Genomic DNA, 22,818 nt, shown 5'->3' with positions numbered 1-22,818 from the left:
GGGTAAAAACCGGCAGCTGGGAGGCATCAGTCCCCCTGAATACTCCGCACCCGCTGCCCGCCCGGTGCGCGGTCCATCACGTTCCAGCGCTCAGCACCGGATCGGTGACTCCGCCGGGGCAGGCGAGCCGGGCGATGTCCCAGCCGGCGCGCCGGGCTCCGGCCTGGTAAGCGCTGTCGTAGAAGGCGAGGACGGCGGCGCGCGGATCGGCCTCGGTCAGGGCGTCGGCGTGGCGCAGCACGGCCAGATGGCTGCCTCGCTGCTCGATCCACCGCGCGACCGCAGGTTTCAAGGGTTCGTTGTCCAGGCCCTTGGGCTCGGGAGCGGTGTAGGAGTAGAAGGCCGGGTCCGGGAAGGCGTCGTCGCCGAACCAGAAGCCAGAGCTGATCACCTCCCGCGAGTACGCTTCCCGCGTCACCGGGTCGGCTCCGGGCGGCTGGTCGATCGTGCGGTCGGAGAAGCGGCTGCAGGCGATGTCGAAGGTGTGCCAGAAGTGGTGCACCGGACTGATCTTGCCCGAGAAGCCCGCGGCGAACTCCTCCAGCAGGAGGTTCACCTGGCTGAGGACCTGCCAGTAGCGGGTGACCTCGGCCGGGTCGTAGTGCGCGTGCTCGGTGTCGTCGGCGAACGGCCGGTCGGAGTCGGGCAGGTCGAACGGCCGAGGCACGGCAATGTCCACCCGCACGTCCAGGGCCGTCAGTGCCCGCATGGTGTGCTGGTAGAAGGACGCCACCGACTGGCCGGGGAGCGCGAACGACACCGCCCGGCCGTCCACCGTGGTGAGGTGCAGTTGGTGGCCGACGAAGTCGAAGTCGATCGTGAAGATCGTGTTGCCGTCGGCCTGCCCCATCGGACGGGTGGTGATCCCTCGCCCGGTGACATGGAACGGCGCGTTCCACCAGTGGTTGCGCCGGACCGCCGAGCCGAGCCGGATCTTGCCCACTACCTGGCAGAACCGGTGCAGCGTCGCCTTGGTGTCCCGCCACTCGGCCGACGGTAGGGCGGTGTACAACTCCATGACGCCATCGTTCCCACACGGTGGCGGCGCTACCCACCCGCCTGACCGCCGACACGCCACGGCGGGGGGTTAGAGAAGGAAGGTGAACAGCGGCGAGCCGGGTGGGACGCGCTCCACCGTGAGCGGGCTGGCCTTCATGCGGAACAGGAGACTGTCAAGATCGCTGGCCCGCTCGAGCTCGATGCCGACGAGCGCCGGGCCGGTTTCGCGGTTGTTCTTCTTGACGTACTCGAAGGCGATGATGTCCTCGCCCTCGCCCAGCACCTCGTCCAGGAAGTGCCGCAGGGCGCCAGGGCGCTGCGGGAAGGTCACCAGGAAGTAGTGCCGCAGCCCGATGTGTACGAGAGAGCGCTCCAGCACCTCGCCGTATCGGCTGACGTCGTTGTTGCCGCCCGACACCACGCACACCAGCGGCCCTCCGGAGGAGTACGGCAGTAGCTCACGGGCCGCCGCTCCCGCTAGGGCTCCGGCGGGCTCGGCGATGATGCCGTCGGTCTGGTACAGATCCAGCATCTCGGTGCACACCGCACCCTCATCGACCGCGACGACCTCATCCACCAAGTCCTTGACCAGGGGGAACGTGGCCTCTCCCACTCTTCCAACGGCCGCGCCGTCCACGAAGGTGTCCAGCTCGGGCAGGGCGAGGGGCCCGCCGTGGTCGAGGGCGGCGCGCATGCTGGCCGCTCCGGCGGGTTCGGCGCCGATGATGCGGGTGGCGGGTGAGTGCTCGCGGAGCCAGACGGCGATGCCGCTGATCAGACCGCCGCCACCGACCGGTACGACCACGGTGTGGGGCGTCTCCCCGGACTGCGCCAGGATCTCCAGGCCCACCGTGCCCTGCCCGGCCATCGTCCTGACGTCGTCGAACGGATGCACGTACATCGCGCCGGTGCGCTCGCTGTCGGCGTGCGCGGCAGTGCTCGCCTCGTCGTACGTGCCGCCGCCGACCACGACCTCCACCCGCTCGCCGCCGAGCGCCGCGATGCGCTCACGCTTCTGCCGTGGCGTGGCGGACGGTACGTACACACGTCCCCCAATCCCAAGACGCGCGCAGGCGAACGCCACTCCCTGCCCGTGGTTGCCCGCGCTCGCGCAGACCACACCACGCCGCCGCTCCTCATCCGTGAGCGAGGCGATCAGGTTGAACGCTCCGCGCACCTTGTACGAGCGGCAGACCTGCGCGTCCTCGCGCTTGAGCAGCACCTGGCCGCCGAGCAGGTCGGACAGCCGCTGGTTCGGCTCCAGCGCGGTGCGACGTACCACCGGCCGCAACCGTTCGGCCGCCTGGCTGATCATCGCGGTGGTGAGACGGTCGGTCATGCACACTCCAGGCACAGCGGTTGATCAAGGGATGTTAGCAAGGCGTCGCGTGGTGAGTGACGACGACAGCCGAACAGCGGATCGCTGAACGGTGCCCGTCGCGAGGCGAGCACACTGGTCACAACGATCCCACCAGGCCGTGAGATTCCCGCCCTGCGGTTCTTGCGTTCCAGCCCGGATCCACGACCAAGGGCCAAACATGCGCTTGGTGCGACAAGCTGGCAACGCCCCAGTCGCGCGCACTTCATCCACGATTCATCGATTGGCCTCGGTGAGTTCTTGTCGCGTTGGCTAGCCTCGTAGATCGCAAACCAGCACGAATGAACAACATCTCAAGAGAGCGATGTCGCGTGCCTTGGAGTGCCGATTTCCAGATGTCTGGAACGGGCGGTAGCAGCGTACCCAGGTCCCGCAATGATTGGCCTGGACTTGGCGATTTGGCCAGAGACGGCGTCACATTCAGCCGCAGCGCGTTAAGGGAAACGGCTGAGCGTATCGTAGTCGACCTCAACGACGTCGACATTCCTGAATGGTGGCATGAGCCGAGCTTCAACGCCGGTGACTGGGGCAGAGCCGATGTCACCTCGAAAATCTTCCGAAGTTTCTCGAATGACCTGCTCTGCATCACCAGTGATTGCGCGGTCGAGTGCATCGCGGCCGCCTGCGGCATCGCCACCGCCGGCGAGAATTATGACATCGCCGAAGAGAACAGCTGGTTGAAGAGGCAGTCCTTCTGGAACAGGTACGATGCCTCCACCGACACGGTGAGCCCCCATTCGGATACGCCGAGAAGCAGCTGGAGCAGCAGCCAGAAGGGTTATGCCGTCAGCACCTGTTACCCGGTCGGCAACATCGTCGTCGACTGGAACGGCATCGAGCTGAGCCAGGATTACAGCGGCCTCGACAAGGAACAGATCAGAGCGCTGTTGATGACCGGCGACGAGCAGTCGCTGCGCAACTTCTCCAAGGTCATGAACGGCATCGCCGACAACCTGGACACGCTGGCCGGCAAGCTCCGCTCTCATGCCGACGACATCAGCTACCACTGGGCCGGCGCCGCCGCCGAGCACGCGCAGCAGTCGCTGAAGCAGATTCACGACACGGTCCTCCCCTTGGTCGAGGTCTACACAACAATCAGCACCCTCGCCCGCACGAGCGCCGATGACATCGTGGCGCCCGCCAAAGCCCGCTTCGACCACGCGGTGGCTGACGAGAACTGGTTCACGGACATCTTCCAGAACGACGACGACACCTCCGCCCGCAACTACCTGAAGCAGATCGACCGGCAGTTCACCGAGGAAGTCATCAAGCGATTCCCGCAGTCGGCCCAGATCAGCCTCCCAGGTCTGATCCGCCCGGAGGACCGGCTGCCCTATCACCTCTAGCGGGAGCCCGTCAGCAAGTTCTTGCGACGCTTGATCTGGCTGACCCGCTCAGCGGAGCAGCGAGCCGGGTGCCAGGCGGTGGGCGAGGCGGCGCGGTAGCGCGATCTTCTGTCTGACCAGCAGGTCGATGTTCGCGTAGTGCCGCCACGCCGCGTCCGCGGCTGCCTGGTCCACTGGGGCGTCACCGAATCGGGTGAGGTTCGCCAGGTCTGCCAGTCCCGTCAGCGGTTCGTACGCGTGGGTGCCCAAAGCCGTCACTCCCAGAGTGGCCACCTCCCGAGCCGTCAGTACGCGCGACGAGGCCGGGACTCCGGCGGCGCGCAGTCGTACCACCGTCTGCCGCCACGCGCCCGCCACCCGCGCTCGCGGATCGCCCGTCCATCGGCGTCGGCGGCGAAGGGGCGGCAGTACGGTCACCGCCAGCAGGTACCCGCCCAGCAGCCCCCCGGTCACCGCGCCAGCGATCGGCAGCCAGGTGGTTCCGGCTCCGTGGCCGGCTTGGCGGGGTGATGGCTGTGGCGTGGGCCGGTGGGGCGGGGGCGTGGCGGCGGGGTCGGCGTGCTCGCCGCTGATCTCCTGCTCGACCTCCTGGCGCTGCTTGGACACGCCTTCAGCGACGTCGCCGCTCTCGCCCGCGTGGGTGCGCGCCGGGGTCGGGTAGAAGGGCACCCAGCCGATCCCCTTGAACTCCACCTCCGCCCAAGCGAGTACGTCACCCGCCAGCACCTGCCGTACGCCGCCGCCCTCCGCCTTGCCCGGACCGAAGCCGACGACCACCCGGCTGGGCAGGCCGAGTGAGCGGGCGAGCAGGGCGTACGACGCCGCGAACTGCTCGGTCGTGCCCTTCTTCGCCTCCGTGAGGAAGAACTGGATGCTGCGATAGCTGTGCCCCGGCGGGGAGTTGACGTCGTAGTCGGCGTGTTTGCGCAGGTAGGCGGCCAGCCGTACGGCCTGCTGCATCGGGCTGGTGGCACCGGCCGTCGCCTTGCGCGCGATGGTGGCGAGGCGGGCCCGTTGTGGGGGAGTACGGCCGTCGAGGCCGTTGGGCAGTGCCAGGGCGGCCTGGTCGGCGGCGGGGACCGCCTCGCGCAGTTCTGCGGCGGAGTAGCGGCGGATGCCGGAGATGACCCGGTAGGTGATGCCCTCGCGAGCGGTGGTGGTGGCGGCACTCGCCAGCATCCCGGTCGCCGGATCTGCCATCAGGCTGGCCGCGGAGTCGGGCGTCGGTCCGGTGAAGCTCACCTGCTGCGGGCGGTCCGCCGCGGGAAGCCAGGGCCCGGGCAGCTTCTGCAGCATGAACTGCTGCTCGACGACGTCGTGGGCGCCCACAACGTCGTCGCCGGGGACCCGGCCGCCCGTCGGCAGGTATCCGGCGCCGGAGGTCCACGTGACGCCGTCGAAGCGGTCCAGTACGGCCAGCCGCCAGTTCGCCTCGGTCGTGGACCTGACGGTGAAGAGCTGGCGGTAGGGGTTCTGGAGCCAGGCCGACACTTGGTCGAGCGGGCTCACCCCGGCGAGCGGGCGCGATGGCGGCTGGGCCACCAACTGGCGCACGTCGTACGGCTTGCTCGCGAACGGCAGCACCGGTCCGGCCGCGACGGCGACCAGCACGAGGCCGGCCAGCAGCGGCACGCCCGCCACGAACGTCCTGGCCGCTCGGGCCGCCCGGACCAGGGCGAGGGCCAGGGCCAGCCCGACGAGGACCGCCGGCGCCGGCAGCCGCGAGCCGGGACCGGACACGCCCAGCACGACGGCGGCGGCCAGCACCGGTACGGCCGGGGCCGCGGGCAGCACCACCGCCCTGGTCCGCAGGGCCAGCTCTGCCCCGGCCACCGCCGCCGCCCAGACCAGGAAGTGCGCCAGCACGATCGTCCTGCCGTCCCCCTCGGCCGGCAGAATGGTCGTGAGCAGCGCCTTTCCCGAGTCGCGCACGCCGAGCAGCGCGGCCCGCGCACTGGCCGGACTCGGCAGGAACCCGGCCAGGGCCTGCGCCCTGAACAGGGTCGCCGACACCGCCACCAGCCAGGCCAGCAGGTTCACAGCCAGCGATGCCCACAGCGGCAAGATCCTGACCAGCGCGTACGACACCACCCCCGGCACGACCGCCGCCACGGCCACCAAGGGGATCAGCGCGCCCAGCGTGAACACCCCGTCGAACGCCAGCCCGGCCGTACCCGCCAAAAGGATCACGATGACGATCGACGCCACCCGCCGCCACTCGGGCACAGGCGGCAGTGGCGCAGCCTCGGACGTCCCCGGTCGCACGCCCGGCGTGGGCGGGGCGACCGGTGTGGGCGGGGCGACCGGCATGGCCCGCACGTCCGGCGTAGGCGGCACGTCCGGCGGGGGTGGGGCGACCGGCCTGCCCGGCGGGGTCGTCAGCGCGGCCATGCCGCCGCCAGTTCGGCCAGTTCGCCGATCTCGATGACCGTCACACCGGGCACCATCGGCGGCCGGTCGCCGGAGGAGGCCCCGACCCAGACACAGACCACCTGGTCGAAGCGGCGCCGCACCGACGCGACGCTCGACAGCGCGGTCCGCGCCCCGGTGACCAGGATCAAGGCCCCACCCGAGCCCGCGCGGCGTACCGCGTCCACCGGCGTCTCCGCGTCGGCCGTTCGCTCGACCAGGGCCAGCCGGTCGAGCACCTCCTCCGCCTCCTCGGCGCCGCCCTTGGCGGACAGCAGCTCGCCGGAGCCGGTCAGCAGCCGCACCGGGAAGCGGCGGCGGCTCGCCGACCAGGCGACCGACGCCGCCGCGTCCACCGCCAGCTCGAACTCGTCGTCGTCACCGTAGGAGTCGGCGCGCGTGTCGAGGATCGTGGTCGTGTACGGCAGGCTGACGTCCTCGAGCTCCTTGACCATGAGGGTCCCGGTACGCGCCGTGGACCGCCAGTGGATGTGCCGCAGGTCGTCGCCGATCACGTAGTCGCGGACGCCGTTGAAGGTGATCGTGCCGCTCGGCGAGCGGGAGGCGGAGCCGTCGAGGTGGCGCTGCCGGCCGGAGTTCAGCGGCTCCAGCGGGACCGTACGCGGCCGGACCAGCAGCAGGTCCGCTTGGCCGTACGAGGTCGTGCGCCGGGCCAGGCCGAACGGGTCGGCCCGGTCGAGCCGCAGCGGGCCCACCGGGGTCTCGCCGCGCCTGCGGGTGGGCAGCCGGTACGACACGGTTCCGGTGGAGTTCCTGGCCAGGGGCGGTACGCCGACCACGATCGCGGTGTCCCGGCAGGTGTCGTGGGCTTCGAGGGCGTCGCGCCGCCAGCGGCCTCTGTTCGTGACGCGCAGCATCGCGATGGCGGCCTCGCCCCTGGCGACCTTGACGGGCGTGACCTCGCGGCGTACCTCCAGGCGTGGCCGGCGCAGCGTCCACAGCAGACCGGCGCCGACGGCGGCGATCCCGCCGGCCGCCAGCGCGCCCGCCTGCTGGTAGCCGAGCGGCGCCGCCACCGCGTACAGCAGCACGGAGGCGGCCAGGGTGCCCCAGCCCGCTCTGGTGATCATTCGCACTCCCAGAGGGGGGCGGCGGGGAATCCCCCCTTCGGGGTGTCCATCAGTACGTCGTTCAGCCAGCCGCTGCCCCGGCTGGACTCCACCTTGTTCCAGACGTCGCTGCTCATGCCCGTGTCGGTGTCGGTGAAGCCCGCGCCCTTGGTCTGGCAGATCACGGTCATGGTGATGTACTCGCCCTGGGGGATGCGGCCGGACTCCGCTCCCGACGAGGGGCCGGACCGGATCAGGGTGTCCCTGTTGTCGTTGTGCGCGTTGCGGAACTGCGCCGACGGCGGCTGCAGCCCGGCCTTGGCCTCGGCGCGCTCCTGGCCCTCGCCGGCGCCGTTCTTGGCGCGCAGGGTCCAGGTGTAGTCCTGACCGTTCTTCAGGCCGGTCACCTCCGCGCTGGTCCCGTCGAGTGTGCCGGGGTGCTGGCCGGGGCCTTCGAGTACGTAGCTGACGCCGCCGTCCTTGGCGTTGTCGGGGGCCGACCAGGTGAGGTCGGCGCCGTGGTTCTTGCCCTTGGCCTCGAAGCTCGCCGGTCTGCCCGGGGCGACGCAGGGGCGTACCGGGATGGTGGGGTCGGAGACGGCCTCGCCGCCGTCGTACTGGGCCGCGACGCGGAAGGTGTACTCCTGGTCGCACCGGCCTCCGGTGACCCGGAACTGGAAGGGGCCGTCGGAGCGTACGCGGTCCGGGGTCACGTTCGCGCTGTCCGGGGCGCCCTTGAGCGTGTAGCCGGTGGCCTTGCCCTGGCTCGACGGGGTGAACACGATCTCCATCCAGCCGGGGCCCGAGTTCGCCGTCACAGTGCCCGGCGGCCCGGGGGTCTGCGTCGGTGTGGGGGTGGGTGTCGGGGTTGGGGTAGGCGTCGGGGTGCTGGTCGGGGGCGGACTGGGGGTCTCCGAGCGCTTCGTCGTGGTGGGTTTCGGGGTACGCGTGACCGTCACCGTCGGCCGTGCCGTGGGCTGGGTGGTCTGCCGGGTCGGGACGGTGGTCGGGAGCGCCATGGTGGGCGTACTGGTGGGTACGGGCAGCGGAGTCGGGGTGTCCTTCTGACCGAGCGCCTCGTCGTACTTGCCGACCCGGTGCGCCCTGCCGTCCTGCTCGACGACCAGCGCGGTCTCGCTGAGCTGGTCGTTGACCCAGAGCAGGCCGTCCTTGACGAACACCTCCAGCGGCCCCGCCTTGCCGGTGATCACCTTCTCGGCGTCGAACCTCTTGGCCACCGTGTCGTACACGATGAGCCGCCCGGTGCTCTCATCGGCGATGTAGACGCGGCGGCCGAGAGCCTGCGGCGCCCCGAGCTTGCCGCCCTTCACCGACACGGTGCTGAGCGCGCCGCTCGCGGTGTCCACGAGCACCAGCGCGCCCTGCTTGGGCGCGAGCATCGGGACGATCGTGGCCTCGGCGACGGCGGGCATCAGCATGCCGCCGCGCCCGGCCTCGGTCACCGTACTGGGCAGGCTCACCGTGAGCCGCGTACCGGTCGAGCCGATGACCATCGCCGCCGCGGCGGCGGAGTTGGTGACCAGCGGTACGCCGTCCGCCATGGTCAGCGTGAGCGGGTCGCCGGGCTCGCCCACGGTCACGGCCTTGCCCTGCTGGGCGCCGTTGATCTGGGCCAGCGTGCCCTCTTCCGGAACCGGCACCCAGAGGGTTCCGTTCTTGTCGATGCCCGCCTGGCCGAGCGGGCCCTTGAGCGTGATCGCGGCGCCGATCGTGTCCACGGTCAGGGGGTTCACCTGCTGGACGGTGCCCGCACGCGGGTCGATCGCGTACGCCTTGCCCGCACCCATGACCAGCTGCATCCCGCCGGCGCCCAGGCTCTTGGTCTGGGCGACTTCGAGCTGGGTCGGGTCGATGCGGCTGACCTGGCCGGTCGACTCGTCGACGACGAGCACGCTGTTGCCGTCCTGGACCACCTTGAGCTCGTCGCCCTTCGCGGCGGCCAGGTCCACGCGGCCGTCGAGCTGGCCGGACAGGCCGTTGGCGTGGACGACCTCACCGTTGAGCGCGCTGGCGAGCCACGCGCCGATGTCGGCGAGCTTGGGCCGGGCGCTGGACACACCCGTACCCAGGAAGAACCCGATGCCCGTGAGCGCGGCGACGACCGCGAGCGCGACGAGGCCCGCCATTCTCCGCCGTGCCGCCTTCTGCCACCGAATGGCCACCAAATTCACATCCCGCGACATTTGCGCACATGCATACCCGCCGACACCCTAGAGCGGCGGGGTCGGCTGGGGGCACTCTTCAAACAACCTCGAAGTGTCGGTCAGATCGTGCCCCGGCGCCGCTCGTCGATGGCCCGCATGCGCTCGTCCATCGACGATTCGAAGGACTCGAGGACCTGGCTGAACCGGTCGTCGAGCTCCCGCTGGGTCGGCATCGACTCGCCGAGCGTGTCGGCCATGACCTCCCTGGCCTTCCTGTCGGCTTCCTCCTGCGCCTGCTGGGCGGCCCGTAGCAGCTCCTCGGCGAGCTTCTGGCTGTCCAGGCGCATCGCGCGCGGGGCGATGACCAGCTCGACGAGCCACCCGTTGGCGCCGGCGGCCACCCGCACCTGCCCGTCCGCGCCGGTGCCCCGGCCGACGACCATGTCGACCTCCTTGCGGACCTCTTCGACGCGGAGCAGCATCTGCTCTGCCTGGGCGGTGATCCGTTCGAGGTCTTCGGGGCGGAATTCCGCAGCGTCCATGCCGGGATGATCGCCGACACTTCACCTGCGGCGGCGATATTTCGGGAAAAGTGGAAGCGACGGCAGGTTATGGCTGCGCGAGGAGTTCGCGGAGTGAGGCCGCGTACGCCCTGGGGTGTGAGGTGTTGCCGTTGTGCCCGCCCGGGAAGTGCACGAGGTCGGTGCCGAGCAGCCGCGCCAACTCCTCCGCGCATCGATAGTCGAAGACCGTGTGCGGCGTGGCGCGACCGGCGACGGGCACGATCGGGGCGCTCTTCAGCGTGGCGGGGTCCAGCCGGTCGGCGATGATCGCCGTCCAGTCGTGCTCCACGAAGTAGCCGAAGTTGGCGATCCGCTGCTCGGTCATCGGTTGCGGGGTCAGGTCCGGCTCGATGTCCTTGGCGGCGAGGTCGATGCCGAGTGTCCTGCTGATCTCCTTGAGCAGGGCGGGCAGGCCGTCGCGCCGGTAGATCTCCTGCCCCTCGGCCAGTTCCCGCCGGTGGCCGAGGCACTCGTCAGGGGGGAGCAGCCACGGCGCCACGGGCTCGTGCGCGATCAGCCTGCTCAGCCGGCCGCTCGCCACCAGGTGCAGCCCGATGGTGGCGCCGAAGCTCATGCCCAGCATCGTCACCGGCTCGCCGGTCAGGTGGTCGAGCAGGCGCAGGACGTCGTCGGCGTGCTCCTCGACGGTCGCGCCCCGGGCCGGGTCGTCCAGGGTGCTGCGCGAGAGACCGCGCCGGTCGTACGTGATCACCGTGTGGTCGGAGACGAGCCGGTCCACGAGGTCGACGCTGCGTCCGGCGTCACCTTCGCCGCTCTGCGAGATCAGCAGGACGGGGCCGGTGCCCCGTACCTCGAAGTAGAGGTGCGCGCCGGCCACCCGCAACATGCCAGTTTTCATGGCACTCACACTAATGCATCAAGAATGATGTATCAAGAATGATGGATTTCCTCCCAGGGCATGCCCTCGAAGTAGCCGATCAGCCGGCCCATCGCCGCCTCGTCCACCTTCAGCGTCAGATCGTCGACCTGCCCCACGGCCACGACGCCGTGCGAGTTCGTCAGGAACACCGTCTCGAAGTCCGGCAGATCCGCCACCCGCAACACCCGGCTCTCGTACGGCACACCCGCCTGAGTCAGCCCCGCCTCCATGAGCTGCATCGTGATGCCGTGCAGCATGGGCGCGTCCGGCCAGATCACCCGGGTGCCGTCGAAACAGCCCAGATTGGTGATCGAACCCTCGGAGATCACCCCGTCGTCCGCGGTGAGCAGGGCCTCGTCGAAGCCCTCGGCCTGCACCTTCCGCCCCAGATAGCCCTGAGGGAAGCCGCCCAGATGTTTGACGTGCGGGAGAAAGCGCTGGTAGCGGACCGATTTGAGGCTGCGCGGGGTGGTGGCGACCTCGACGGGAGGCTTGGCGGTCACCAGTACGTGCAGGCGGGCGACCTCGCACACGTAGACCCGTACGGAAGCGTCGGGCGCGACCGCCGGCCGCCGGTCCAGGCCCAGGGCCGACCTGATGGAGTCGACCACCAGCCCACGGTCGAGCGGGCGGCCGAACAGCTCCTCGGTGGCCCGGTCGAGCCGGTCGAGGTGGCGGTCGAGGCCGCGTACCCGGCCCTGTCTGACCTGCATCGCAGTGAAGTGCCCGTATCTCGCCGAGACGGCCAGCGTCACCTCTGGCGCCTCGGCGAGCCTGCCGTCGATCACGGTGCGTTCGATGTCGATCAACTCCTCGTACGGCTAACGATTGAGCGTCCTGGGGATGAGGCGCCGGGCCAGCTCCTCCAGCATCTCGACCGTCTCGGCGATATCGTGCCGGTCGTCGGTGTCGAGGGCCGCGGCCACGGCGTCATCCACCGGCGCGGCACGTACCTCCGACAGCCGCGCCGAAACCTGCGGCGACTCCCTGATCAGGGAGCGCCGCCGATCGCGGGGGTCGGTCATGGTCTCCAGGGCGCCCACGGTCTTAAGCCGCGCGACGGCGGCGGAGACGGCGCTCTGCGGCAGGCCGGTGCGGGCCGCCACCTCGCCCACGGAGGTGTCGGGGTGCTCCCGGATGTCGCTCACCACGATGAGGACGGTCCGGACGCTGGTGGAGTGCTCGCCGATGCCCTCGGTGGGCATGGCCTCCTCGCCGATCTTCATCAGCGTCCGCCCGAGCAGGAACAACTCGACCCCGTTCACCTCAGGCACGATACCGCGATGATCCCCGGGGTGGTTCGTCAACGGTCCGTCGTGGCTGGTCTCCCTTGGGAGGGACCCCCGTTCGGGGAGAGGAGGAACGGGGGTCCAGCGGGTGTTCGTGGTCAGCGGCATCCTCGGGCGTACCAGTTGAGGTAGGCGACGCAGAGCAGCGTAGAGCCCATGGGGGCCTCGACGGCGTGGTCCACGTACACCGCCTGCGCGTGCGGGAACAGGGCGCTGTCCCCCCGGGCCACCGGCATGAAGCGCGGCGCCTGGAGGTACTGGCCGGCCGGGGCCAGGCCGCCGCCACCGTCCACCGAGACGAAGGTGGTGGCGACGCCGTTGTCGGTGGTCGCCATGTTCTTGGTGTACGTGCGGGCGAAGCGGGCCAGGTCCCGGTCGTGGAAGCCGAGGCCCCAGCGGTGGGCGACGGCGGCGAACTCGACGTCGATCCCGCCGTGGCTCAGGTCCTCCATCTGCTGCGCGCCCTTGGGCGGCGTGCCGTACGACGGGGTCCACTCGGAGACGTTCTCGGCCTTGGTGTAGCCGTTGTAGAGCTTGCCGAAGGTCGGCCAGTACGGCCAGACGTAGGCGTCGTCGGCGTCGGTACGCAGGTCGCCGGCGAAGCCGCGGGCGAGGCGGCGGGTGCGGTCGCGGAAGGTGGGATCCCCGGTGGCGGCGGCGAGTTCGGCGTAGGTCTGGCCCAGGCCGAGGCTCTGGTTGTGGGGCTGCTCGACGCCGTCGTACGGGACGGGCATGCCCTTGAGCCAGATGAAGTAGCCGAGCCCTGCGTCGGTCCGTACCCACTCGGGGTCGTGCACCGCCGCTGCGGCCTTGACCGCGGTGAGGTATTCGGCGGCCTTGCTGCGGTAGCGGGCGTTGGCGCGCAGGCGGGGGTTCTGGTGGACGAGCCGGACGAACGAGGCGAGCGGGTAGGTGATCATGCCGGTGTGCACGGTGAAGATCGCCGGTGCGGCGGCCAGCTTGGCCGCGCCCAGGGCGGGCATCGCGTTCCCCGACGGGGAGGGGCGCAGGTCCTTGGCCGTGACCATGTTCGGCGACGGGTAGGCGTCGAAGATCCGCCGCACCGCGTAGTCGGGGCTGGTCGGGTCCATCGACAGCTCGGCGAAGGTGGACACCCGGTTCTTCTTGGGGTTGGCCACCTCTAGGGTGAACCGGCCCTCGACGCTGCCCGCCCGTACGGTGGCCACCGCGTCGTTCACGTTGGTCAGGGCCGTGCGCACCTCGAGCAGCGGCTGCCCAGCCGCGTCCAGGAGGCTCACGCCGCCCGCCGTGTAGCTGAGGTTGCGCCAGGCGGGCAGCGACAGACCTCGGTAGTCGGTCACGCCGCGCTCGGAGTCGCGCTGGGCGAGCACCAGGTCGGCGTTGTGGATGAGCCGGTCCAGGTAGTAGGGGTCGCGGTAGGCCTCGTACATCCTGATGTAGGCGGCGAGCACGTACGACGCGCCCCAGCCCAGGCCGCCGACCTCGTTGGTGTCGGTCGGCTGGCCGACGGCGCCGCTCTCGTGGAAGGTCTTGTCGAACAGGTCGAACGTCTCGCGGGAGGTGTAGTCGTGGCCTGCCGCGCGTGCCGTGCCCGGCATCGCGCTCAGGGCTCCTACGGCCAGCGCGCCCAGCGTCAACTGCCTGCGTGTCAACATCGGTGGAAAACCTCCGGGGGGTGGTGCGCGGTGTCAGCCCTTTACCGCACCGCTCATGCCTTCGAGTACGTGACGTTGCATGATCATGAAGAAGACGACGACCGGCACGATCGAGATCACGGTGCCGGCCGCGAGGCTGCGGACGTCGGTGCCGGTGATGCCGGCGAGGTAGGCGATCCCCAGCGCGATGGGGTAGAGCGCGGAGTCCTTCAGCACGACCATCGGCCAGATGAAGCTGTTCCAGACCGAGATGAAGCCGAAGACGCCGAGGATGGCCAGGGTGGGACGGGCGGCGGGGAGCATGACGTGCCAGAAGATGCGCAGCTCGTGGCAGCCGTCCGTCCTGGCGGCGTCCACCACCTCGCGGGGCACCCCGGCGAACGTCTGGCGCAACAGGAAGATCCCGAAGGCCGAGAGCAGCCCCGGCAGGATCACCCCCAGGTAGCTGTTGGCCATTCCGATCTGGGAGACCACCAGGAACCTGGGCAGCAGCATGACCTCGCCGGGCATGAACATGGTGGCCAGGATCGCGAAGAAGATCACGTTCCGGCCGCGGAAGTTCATCAGCGCCAGCGGGTAGGCGCACAGCGCCGACACGAGGATGTAGGCCGGCACCATCACGACGACCAGGAGTGTCGAGTTGAGCAGGTAGCGCGGGAACGGGATGGCCGTCCACGCCTCCTTGGCCCAGGTGAGCACCGGCGGGCGGGGGATGATGTCGGGCGGGAATGAGAAGACGGCCTGGCCGGACGGCTTCAGCGCCGCCGACAGCAGGATCAGGAAGGGGCCGACGAACACCAGGGCGATCGCGCTGAGCAGGACGTACATGCCTGCCCGGCGCATCCACCAGCCGAGTCTGGGGGTCAATGCCCGACCTGCTTTCCCCTGGTGAGCCGGTAGTTGAGGAGGGCCATGACGATCAGCAGGGCCCACAGGACGAGCCCGACGGCGCTGGCGTAGCCCATGTCGTACTTCTCGAACGCCTCGGACCAGATGTAGTAGCCGAGCATGAGCGTGGCGTCCTGCGGCCCGCCCTTGGTCATGACGAAGACGGTGGTGAAGGCCTGCATCGCGTCCAGCATGGTCATCGTGATGGTGACCGCGATGTAGGGCATCATCAGCGGCACGGTGATGCTCCGCATTCGGCGCCAGGCGCTCGCGCCGTCCACCCTGGCGGCCTCGTACAGATTCGCCGGGATCGTCTGGAGGCCCGCGAGGTAGATCATCATGTAGACGCCCATGCTCTTCCAGCCCTCCACGAGGATCAGCGCTGGTAGCGCCCAGGCGGGGTCGAGCAGGTACTGGATCGGCTCGTCGAGGATGCCGAACCCGGTGAGCAGCCAGTTGAGCACGCCCTGCTGGTGGAAGACGTAGTTCCAGGCCACCGCCACCGCGACCATCGAGGTCACGACCGGCAGGTAATAGAGCATCCGGAACGTTCTGATGCCGGGCAGCTTCTGGTTGACCAGTACGGCCAGTGGCAGCGGGAGCACGACGAGCAGCGGGAACAGCCCGACAAGGAACACCAGCGAGTTACGCAGGGCCGTCCAGAACCGGGCGTCGCCGATGATCTTGACGAAGTTGTCCACCCCGGTGAAGACGGGCGGGGTCACCCCGTCGTAGTCGGTGAACGAGAGCTGCAGCGCGGTGATCGCCGGCCACGCGAAGAAGACGCCGAACAGCACCAGGGCCGGGATCGGGAAGAGGTACGGCGTGTACCAGCGCTGCCCTGGGATCCGGCTGGTGGTCATCGGCGTCACATCCCTTGGATTGCCAATAGTGCCGACCTAAGAATCGATAAGGGCTGGCCAGAATTTGGCCGCAGCTTATAGACGGTCCATCGAGAGCGTCAAGATGCACGGTCTTGACGGTCTGTGCCCCGGGCTGGCATGGTGCCGAAAGAACGTATTAAGGACGGCCATATTCTGGCGGAGGTACGCGGTGATGAAGAGAAGTGCCTTAGCGGCAGGCGCGCTCGCGCTGGCCCTCGTGACGTCCGGCTGCGTCGCGGGCACGTCCGGCGGCTCCGCCGCGGTGGCCGACGACCAGCCCTTCGAGGGAGAGGTCGAGTTCTGGACGATCAACCTCAAGAAGAACTACAGCGCCTACATCGAAGGGCTGATCGCCCAGTACCAGAAGGACCACCCCAAGGTCCGGATCAACTGGGTCGACGTGCCGGGCCAGGACATCGCGACCAAGATGCTCGCGGCGGTCGCCAGCGGTGACGTCCCGGACGCGGTCAACCTCGCCTCCACCGACATCGGCAGGTTCGTCCCGTCGCTGAGCCCGCTCGACGACGCGTTCAAGCCCGCCGACCTCGCCGACTTCCAGCCCAACCTGGTCGAGCCGCTGCGCGTGTCGGGCAAGCTGTACGCCGTGCCCTGGTACAACGGCGGCACGCCGGTGGGCATCTATCGCAAGTCCGTCGTCGCCAAGGCCGGCTTCGACGGGACGACCCCGCCGAAGACGTACGACGAGGCGCTCGCCCTGGCCGACAAGGTCTACGAGAAGACCAAGGTCTACGGCACCAACGACATCCCCGGCATCAACACCGCCAGCGTGCTCCGTTACTACGGCGTCGAGCTGCTGTCGGCCGACAAGAAGAAGGCCGCGTTCAACACCCCGGAGGTCGCCGCCCTCCTCGGCCGGTTCAAGCAGAGCTACGACAAGCATGGCATCGCGCCCGGGGCCGTCTCCAAGGACGTACGCAACTTCCCGCAGAGTCTGGACAACGGGCAGCTCGCCCTGTCCGCGAGCACGTTCGCGGCGACGCTGCTCAACATCCAGAAGAACGCCCCGGACGTCTACAAGGACCTGCTCATCACCGAGCCCGTCCAGACGAAGACCGGCGGTTACCTGCTCCTGGCCCAGCAGACCTTCGCCATCCCGAAGGCGTCCAAGCACCAGCGGGCCGCGGCCGAGTTCATCAAGTTCTTCACCAACGGGGCCAACCAGCTCGCCTTCTGCAAGCTCGTGCCCATCTATCCCTCGACGATCTCTTCGACGAAGGACGCCTTCTTCGCCGGCGGTGGCGGTGACGACCCCATGGACCTGGCCCGCCAGGTGATCGTCAAGGGGCTGCCGAAGCTCGAGTACACCCCGCTCGGCACGCCCAAGGACACCGAGCTGGGGGAGTCGCTGGCCGAAGAGGTCAGGGCCTTCCTCCAGGGCTCCAAGAGCGCCAAGGAGGCGCTCGACGCCGCCGAGAAGGAATGGAATGACGCGCTTGCCTAAGCTCAGAATCGGGATCGTCGGAGCCGGAATCATGGGCCGGGGCCATGCCGAGGTCCTGTCCGCCCATCCCGAGGTCGAGATCACGGCGGTCGCCCGGCGCGCCCTGGAACACGCCCAGGACGCGACCGTCTACCCCGGCTACCGGGAGCTGCTCGTCTCGGGCACGGTGGACGCCGTGTCGATCACCACGCCCGACCACCTGCACGCGGACGTCATGGTGGCCGCCGCGGAGGCGGGTGTGCACATCCTGGTGGAGAAGCCGTTCACGACGACCGTCGAGGACGCCGACCGCTCCGTCGCCGCGATCCGGCGGGCGGGCGTGACCGCGATGTGCCTGTTCAATCACCGCTGGGTGCCCGCGTACGCGCAGGCCAAGCAGCAGATGGAGCTGATCGGCGAGCCGGTCGTGGGCTACGCCCGCAAGGACGACACGATCCACGTGCCCACCGAGATGATCGGCTGGGCGGACGAGACGACCTGCGCCTGGTTCCTGTCCAGTCACGACATCGACCTGCTCACCTGGCTGTACGACGACCAGGTGGCCGAGGTCTACGCCACCGCCCGCCATGGCAGGTTGCGCGGCCTGGGCATCGACACCCCCGACGCGATGCAGATCCAGGCCCGCTTCTCCCGTGGCGCGGTCGCCACCTTCGAGTCGGCCTGGATCTACCCCAACACCTTCCCGACCATGGTGGACAGCTACGTCACCGTGGTCGGCGAGTCGGGCGTCATCCAGCTCGACCGTCAGAAGGAGAACATCCAGCTCGCCACCGAGAAGTCCTACACCTACCCGCGGAACATGCTCCAGCGGGTGGTCCACGGCGTCCCCGCCGGTGCCTACCGCGACGCGATCCACCACTTCGTCGACTGCGCCCGCACCGGCGCGGAGCCGCTGATCAGCGTGGAGAGCTCGCGGCACGTGACCGCCGTACTCGCCGCCGCGCACGAGTCCGCCCGCACGGGATCGCCGGTGAAACTCTGATGCCGGTGGAGAAGGCGCCTGGGGAGAAGGGGCCCGTCGAGAAGGCGCCGCACGTCGATCCCGTGCGGATGCTGCACATCACCGACGAGGCGCTACTCGAAGCGCTCGGGGCGCCGAGCGTCGCCGCGGCCAGGCCCTGGCGCCGGCCGCGGCCGGTACCGGCGGCCCTCGGCTCGGCGGGCGCGGACGATCTGCACGGGATCGAGGTCGACTTCCTGGACAAGGGTCACGGCCGTTCCCAGCTGTACGGCTTCCACTACCTGAGGTGGATGACCCCGCTGATCACGGCCTACGCCGAGACCGGCGACCCGCGCCACGCCGCCGAGTGGGACCGGTTGTTCCGCCAGTGGTACGCCGCCCGCGACCTCGTCCAGGGCGACTGGCCGGGCCTCGACGTGGTCTGGTACTCCCTCGGCGTCCGCGCCCGCGCCATGTACGTCACCGAGGCGCTGGCCGTCTTCGCCGACGAGCCCGCGCTGAGCGACGACTGCTGGCTGGAGATGATGAAGACGGTGCTCGGCGGCGCCCGGTGGTCCGCCGAGGAACACGACGCGTTCCGGCACGGCAACTGGCAGTTCGTCACCGCCTGCGAGCTGCTCCACACCTCCAGGGTGTTCGCCGACCTGCCCGAGGCTGCGCTGTGGGCCGAGGTCGCCATGGCGCGGGTCCTGGAGCACCTGGAGCAGGACGTACGCGCCGACGGCGGGCATCACGAGCGATCTCCCGGCTACCACGACATGTGCCTGGGGAGCGTCGACAGGGCCGCGGCGGTCGAGCCGGAGCTGTCCCGGCATCCCCGCTACCTGGCCATGCGGCACTGGCTGGAGGTCCTGGCGACGCCGGGCGGCTGGGTGCCGCACCTGCAGGACAGCGGTGTGGTCTGGCCCGAGCTCGGCCGGCCGGTCGAGGGGTCGTACAACCTGGAAGCCAGCGGGTACGCGACCTTCCGCGCGGGCGGCTTCCACACCGTGGTCAACTACGGCCCGTACGTGGGGCACGAACTGGAGCCGCACAGCCACCACGCGGCGCTCGACTTCGTGCTGTCCGGCTGGGGTGTGCCGCTGGCCTGGGAGGCCGGCGGGCCACCGTCCTACGATGACCCTCTTTACTACGACTGGTACCAGGCGACCAGGGCGCACAACACGCTGCTGGTCCCCGGCGAGGAGTACACCGAGGACCGCCGGGCGGCCTGCGACGTCTTCTCGGTCTCGCCCGAGGCGGACGTCTTCGCCGGGCACCACCACGGCTACGGCAAGCGGCACGACCGCCGGATCGTCTTCGTCAAGGGCGAGTCGCCGTACTGGGTGGTGACCGACCGGATCGACACGGAGGCGATCTGGCAGCTGCACGGCCTGTCGCCGTGGGTGGAGCACGGCGGCGGGTACGCCGGCACACGCGGGCCGGGCATCCTCGTCGTGCCGCTGGAACTACCGGACGAGGTCCTGCACGGCAGCGGCCCCGCCCGGATCCCGGACCCCGCCACCAGGACCGCGGCCTACGGCGAGATCCACTCGCTCGGCCTGCGCCGCCATGACGGCCGATTCACCGTCGGGATCTTCCCCTACCGCGAGGAACTCCCCAAAGTCCCCGAGGATTGGATGGTTCATGCTGATCGACGCTGACGCGATGCTCGGCCGCTACCCGCGCAGGGATGTCGGCACGGGCTCGATCACGGAGGCGCTGGCCAGGATGGACCGGTTCGGCATCGCCGAGGCCATGGTCAGCCACACCCTGTCGTGGCTGCACGATCCGGCGACGGGCAACAGGGAGCTGCTCGACCTGGTCGCGGACGAGCCCCGGCTGCATCCGTGCTGGGTGATGCTCCCCGACACCTGCGGGGAGACGGGCACGGCCGCCGAGTTCGTGGCCGCCGCGCTGGACGGCGGCGTACGCGCCGTCCGCGCCTATCCCGCCGATCACGGCTACGACCTGGCGGGCCGGGACGCCGCCGCGATGCTCGGCGCGATCGCCGAGGCCGGGCTGCCGCTGCTCGTGGACGCGCCGCAACTCGGCTGGCCCGCCCTGGAGTCGGTCGCCGCCAGGCACCCCGGCCTGCCCGTCGTCATCGGCGGGCTCGGCTACCGCCTGCTCAGGCAGGCCGCCGGGGTGCTCGCCCGTACGGACAACGTCTACATCGGGCTGGCCAACCTCTCCTCGCACTGCGGGCTCGAATGGCTGGTCGAGCGGTACGGGGCGGACCGCGTGGTCTTCGGCACCGGGGCGCCGCTCAGGGATCCGGCGGAGGCGGTCACCCGGCTGATGTGGGCCGAACTGGACGACGACGCCGTGGCCACCATCGGCTCCGGCACCTTGCTCGGCCTGCTGCCCCTGGCCGCCCGGTGAACGCGCTTACGTCGGCTCTGTGGGAGCGGCGCCCGCAGACCAGCGTGCGGATCGTCGACGCGCACGCCCACGTCGGCCCGTACAGCCTCTTCTTCATCCCCGACGCTGGATCCGACGGCATGGTCAGGGTGATGGACAGGTGCGGGGTGTCGCACGCGGTCATCTCCAGCCACCTGGCCATCCAGCTGGACGCCGCGGCGGGGAACGCGGCGACGGCCGAGGTGGTCGGCCGCGCGCCAGACCGCTTCACCGGTTACCTCACCGTGAACCCCTGGCAGGACCCCGCCGGAGAGCTCGAGATGTGGGGCTCCGACCACCGGTTCGGCGGCATCAAGCTCCACCCCGACCTGCACGACTATCCGCTCACCGGCGGCCGCTACGCTCCGGTGTGGGAGTTCGCGCAGCGCACGGGCTGCCCGGTGCTCACGCACACCTATGACGGCTCGCCGTACAACGACCTGCCCATGGTGGACGAGGTCGCGGCCCGTTACCCCGACGTGGTGATACTCGCCGGGCACGCCGGCGCCACGCCGAATGGGTTCGACGCGGCGATCGAGGTGGCGCGGCGACGTCCCGGCGTGGTGCTCGAGGTGTGCGGGTCCTTCAACAGCGGCTCCGATATCGCCAGAATGGTGAGAGAGGTGGGAGCGGACCGGGTGGTCTACGGGTCCGACTTCCCGTTCATTGATCTACGGATGTCGCTGGGACGGGTAATCTTCAGTGGCCTCACTGAGGAGGACCGAGCCGCCGTGCTCGGCGGCACGATGACCCGCCTGCTTCAGTGGAGATCCGGACGGGAGTGATCAAGATCATGGATCGGCTGCGTTCCGAGACGCGGTCCAGGGTGGCGATCGGGATCGTGGGGCCGAACGATCTCGTCCAGCAGATCATGATGATCGGGGCCGAGCTGCCCGCGGCCGCCGACTGGCGGCTGGTCGGCGCGTCGCACGCGGAGGAGCACGAGACCTACGAGAAATTCTCGAAGATCGCCGACAGCATCGACGTGGTGCTGTTCACCGGGCCGCTCCAGCACGACCTGGCCAGGCAGACGGGCGAGCTGCCCGTTCCGGCGACGTTCGTACCGATGAGCGGGGCCAGCCTGTACGCGAGCCTGCTGCGCGGCGTGCTCACCCATGGCCTCGACCCGGCTCGGGTCAGCATCGACTCGCTGCTCGCGGCCGACGTCGAAGAGGCCTACGGGGAGATCGGGGTCAGTACGGCGGAGGTCCATCTGTCGGAGTACGACCAGCCGGAGTCGGCCCGCGGCTTCATCGAGTTCCACGAACGGCTCTACCGGCAGGGCGCCACCACCGCGGCGCTGACCACGATCAGGAGCGTGGCCACCAAGCTGACCGCCGCCGGGGTGCCGGTGCTGCGCATGCTGCCCACGTCCCACACACTGCGCGTCGCGCTCAACACCGCCGCCCTGCTCGGCACGGGCAGCCGGCTGGAGGACGCGCAGATCGCCATCGTGGTGGTCGAGCTGGCCGCGTCGGCCCGGCCCAGCTATTCGGGTCCGGGCAACTACTGGCAGCAGGAGCTCAAGCTGTCGTTGCACCAGTCGCTGCTGGCCGACGCCCGGCTGATGGGCGCGACCGTGGTGCCGCGCGACGAGAACAGCTACGTGGTGACCACCACGCTGGGCGCGCTGCGCCAGGCGACCGAAGGGTTCAGGGTGGCGCCGTTCATGGACCGGATCCTCGCGGACATCGGCGTCGCGGCCGAGGTCGGCATCGGCCTCGGCGGCACCGCCCGCGACGCCGACGCCAACGCGCTGGTCGCGGTGGAGAAGGCACGCAACGCCGGCGCCGCGGCGGCGTACCTGGTCAGCGGGGACGGCACCGCGCTCTCACTACCGGTACGCCGGCGCCGCCAGCCCGAGACCGGGCCGGTGGCCACCACCAAGGCGGCCAAGCTGCTGGACCGGCTGGTCGAAGGGCTCGGCGACGGTCCCGACGCGATGGTGGTCGACGCCGAGATCGTGGCCGACGTGCTGGCCATCGCGCCGCGCAGCGCCCGCCGGGTGCTGCAGAGTTTGGCGGAGGAGGGGCTGGCCTGGCCGATGCCACCCGTCAAGGGCACCCAGGCCGGGCGGCCCCGCCAGCCGTACCGGCTCGTCAAGGCTTAGGCGTACGCGGGCCTGTCGTCGCTCGGCGTACGCGGGCCTGTTGTTGTTCAGGCGTCGCCCGAGGACGCACGCGGGAGCCATGCCTGTGATGTGTCGCGGTTTCTGCCGCACACCATGCAACCTTGACCTGCGGAAACCCGCCTACTAAGCGCATCCGAAATACCCGGGTGGTGGCGGCGGATGCGCATATGAGCGGTAGTGATCAGTGCGTGCCGCGCTGGTGACCGCCGTCCCAGGCCGATCCTGCCTTGCGCCCGCGACTACACGTGTGTGTAATATGCTTCTTGTTCGTGAAGTATTCTGTACGCATGGATAGGAGCTAGGGGCAGTGACGACGTCCGGTCCCGACCCTGAGGGCCTCACCGCCCGCCCTCGGATCAGAGATGCGGCGTTGC

General features: G+C 69.8%; 19 protein-coding genes. 7 read left to right on the top strand and 12 right to left on the bottom strand.

The genetic code is table 11. The features are described 5' to 3' along the window. Positions 1-76 precede the first annotated feature (76 nt). A complete protein-coding gene (locus AB0L53_RS23030; RefSeq protein ID WP_363997124.1) occupies positions 77-1,018 on the bottom strand; it encodes a DUF5996 family protein in 942 nt (313 codons plus the stop codon). 69 nt (positions 1,019-1,087) lie between these two features. Continuing rightward, positions 1,088-2,338 (bottom strand): threonine ammonia-lyase IlvA, encoded by a 1,251-nt coding sequence (gene ilvA, locus AB0L53_RS23025; protein ID WP_363997121.1) that lies wholly within the window; start codon positions 2,336-2,338, stop codon positions 1,088-1,090. A gap of 437 nt (positions 2,339-2,775) precedes the next feature. On the opposite strand from ilvA, the gene AB0L53_RS23020 reads away from it, so the two are divergent. Continuing rightward, positions 2,776-3,723, top strand: coding sequence for a hypothetical protein (locus tag AB0L53_RS23020; RefSeq protein ID WP_363997118.1), 948 nt, complete (start codon positions 2,776-2,778; stop codon positions 3,721-3,723). Between the two features lie 48 nt (positions 3,724-3,771). Here AB0L53_RS23020 and AB0L53_RS23015 read toward each other — a convergent pair whose 3' ends face one another. From AB0L53_RS23015 to AB0L53_RS22970, 10 genes are all read right to left on the bottom strand, one after another. Further along, the gene (locus AB0L53_RS23015) at positions 3,772-6,114 is read right to left on the bottom strand and encodes a transglutaminaseTgpA domain-containing protein (RefSeq protein ID WP_363997115.1); all 2,343 of its coding nucleotides are present in this window, start codon (positions 6,112-6,114) and stop codon (positions 3,772-3,774) included. Continuing rightward, positions 6,102-7,223 (bottom strand): DUF58 domain-containing protein, encoded by a 1,122-nt coding sequence (locus AB0L53_RS23010; RefSeq protein ID WP_363997112.1) that lies wholly within the window; start codon positions 7,221-7,223, stop codon positions 6,102-6,104. The genes AB0L53_RS23015 and AB0L53_RS23010 overlap by 13 nt, the downstream gene beginning before the upstream one ends. Further along, the gene (locus AB0L53_RS23005; RefSeq protein ID WP_363997109.1) at positions 7,220-9,349 is read right to left on the bottom strand and encodes a hypothetical protein; all 2,130 of its coding nucleotides are present in this window, start codon (positions 9,347-9,349) and stop codon (positions 7,220-7,222) included. The genes AB0L53_RS23010 and AB0L53_RS23005 overlap by 4 nt, the downstream gene beginning before the upstream one ends. A 137-nt stretch (positions 9,350-9,486) precedes the next feature. After that, positions 9,487-9,909: a YbaB/EbfC family nucleoid-associated protein gene (locus AB0L53_RS23000; protein ID WP_363997106.1), complete on the bottom strand. Its 423-nt coding sequence runs from the start codon at positions 9,907-9,909 to the stop codon at positions 9,487-9,489. Positions 9,910-9,976: 67 nt separating this feature from the next. Continuing rightward, positions 9,977-10,789, bottom strand: a complete 813-nt coding sequence (locus AB0L53_RS22995) for an alpha/beta hydrolase (RefSeq protein ID WP_363997103.1) — start codon at positions 10,787-10,789, stop codon at positions 9,977-9,979. 32 nt (positions 10,790-10,821) lie between these two features. After that, the gene (locus AB0L53_RS22990; RefSeq protein WP_363997100.1) at positions 10,822-11,619 is read right to left on the bottom strand and encodes an aminotransferase class IV; all 798 of its coding nucleotides are present in this window, start codon (positions 11,617-11,619) and stop codon (positions 10,822-10,824) included. A 12-nt stretch (positions 11,620-11,631) separates the two neighbouring features. Then, positions 11,632-12,075, bottom strand: a complete 444-nt coding sequence (locus tag AB0L53_RS22985; protein WP_363997097.1) for a MarR family transcriptional regulator — start codon at positions 12,073-12,075, stop codon at positions 11,632-11,634. A gap of 122 nt (positions 12,076-12,197) precedes the next feature. Then, positions 12,198-13,736, bottom strand: coding sequence for a hypothetical protein (locus AB0L53_RS22980; protein ID WP_363997094.1), 1,539 nt, complete (start codon positions 13,734-13,736; stop codon positions 12,198-12,200). 33 nt (positions 13,737-13,769) lie between these two features. Continuing rightward, entirely contained in the window at positions 13,770-14,603 is an 834-nt protein-coding gene (locus AB0L53_RS22975) for a carbohydrate ABC transporter permease (RefSeq protein WP_363997091.1), read from the bottom strand. Continuing rightward, positions 14,600-15,487: a sugar ABC transporter permease gene (locus tag AB0L53_RS22970; RefSeq protein WP_363997088.1), complete on the bottom strand. Its 888-nt coding sequence runs from the start codon at positions 15,485-15,487 to the stop codon at positions 14,600-14,602. Before AB0L53_RS22970 ends, AB0L53_RS22975 begins: the two co-directional genes overlap by 4 nt. Before the next feature lie 193 nt (positions 15,488-15,680). Here AB0L53_RS22970 and AB0L53_RS22965 point away from each other — a divergent pair, with 193 nt between their 5' ends. Genes AB0L53_RS22965 through AB0L53_RS22940 form a run of 6 tightly spaced genes read left to right on the top strand, consistent with a single transcriptional unit; the run spans position 15,681 to position 22,423 of the window. Further along, the gene (locus AB0L53_RS22965; RefSeq protein ID WP_363997086.1) at positions 15,681-16,970 is read left to right on the top strand and encodes a sugar ABC transporter substrate-binding protein; all 1,290 of its coding nucleotides are present in this window, start codon (positions 15,681-15,683) and stop codon (positions 16,968-16,970) included. Then, on the top strand, positions 16,954-17,952 hold the full coding sequence (locus tag AB0L53_RS22960) for a Gfo/Idh/MocA family oxidoreductase (protein ID WP_363997083.1): 999 nt from the start codon (positions 16,954-16,956) through the stop codon (positions 17,950-17,952). Before AB0L53_RS22965 ends, AB0L53_RS22960 begins: the two co-directional genes overlap by 17 nt. Positions 17,953-17,957: 5 nt before the next feature. After that, complete coding sequence (locus AB0L53_RS22955) at positions 17,958-19,574, top strand: heparinase II/III family protein (RefSeq protein WP_363997080.1); 1,617 nt, start codon at positions 17,958-17,960, stop codon at positions 19,572-19,574. After that, entirely contained in the window at positions 19,558-20,295 is a 738-nt protein-coding gene (locus AB0L53_RS22950; protein WP_363997077.1) for an amidohydrolase family protein, read from the top strand. Before AB0L53_RS22955 ends, AB0L53_RS22950 begins: the two co-directional genes overlap by 17 nt. Then, entirely contained in the window at positions 20,292-21,098 is an 807-nt protein-coding gene (locus AB0L53_RS22945) for an amidohydrolase family protein (protein WP_363997074.1), read from the top strand. Before AB0L53_RS22950 ends, AB0L53_RS22945 begins: the two co-directional genes overlap by 4 nt. Beyond that, complete coding sequence (locus AB0L53_RS22940) at positions 21,095-22,423, top strand: transcriptional regulator (RefSeq protein ID WP_363997071.1); 1,329 nt, start codon at positions 21,095-21,097, stop codon at positions 22,421-22,423. The genes AB0L53_RS22945 and AB0L53_RS22940 overlap by 4 nt, the downstream gene beginning before the upstream one ends. Positions 22,424-22,818: the final 395 nt, after the last annotated feature.

It is taken from the genome of Nonomuraea sp. NPDC052129 (assembly GCF_040680095.1).
Classification (GTDB): Bacteria; Actinomycetota; Actinomycetes; order Streptosporangiales; family Streptosporangiaceae; genus Nonomuraea.
Note: the sequence above shows the minus strand (reverse complement) of the source record. Positions and strands in the feature narration are given on the sequence as shown.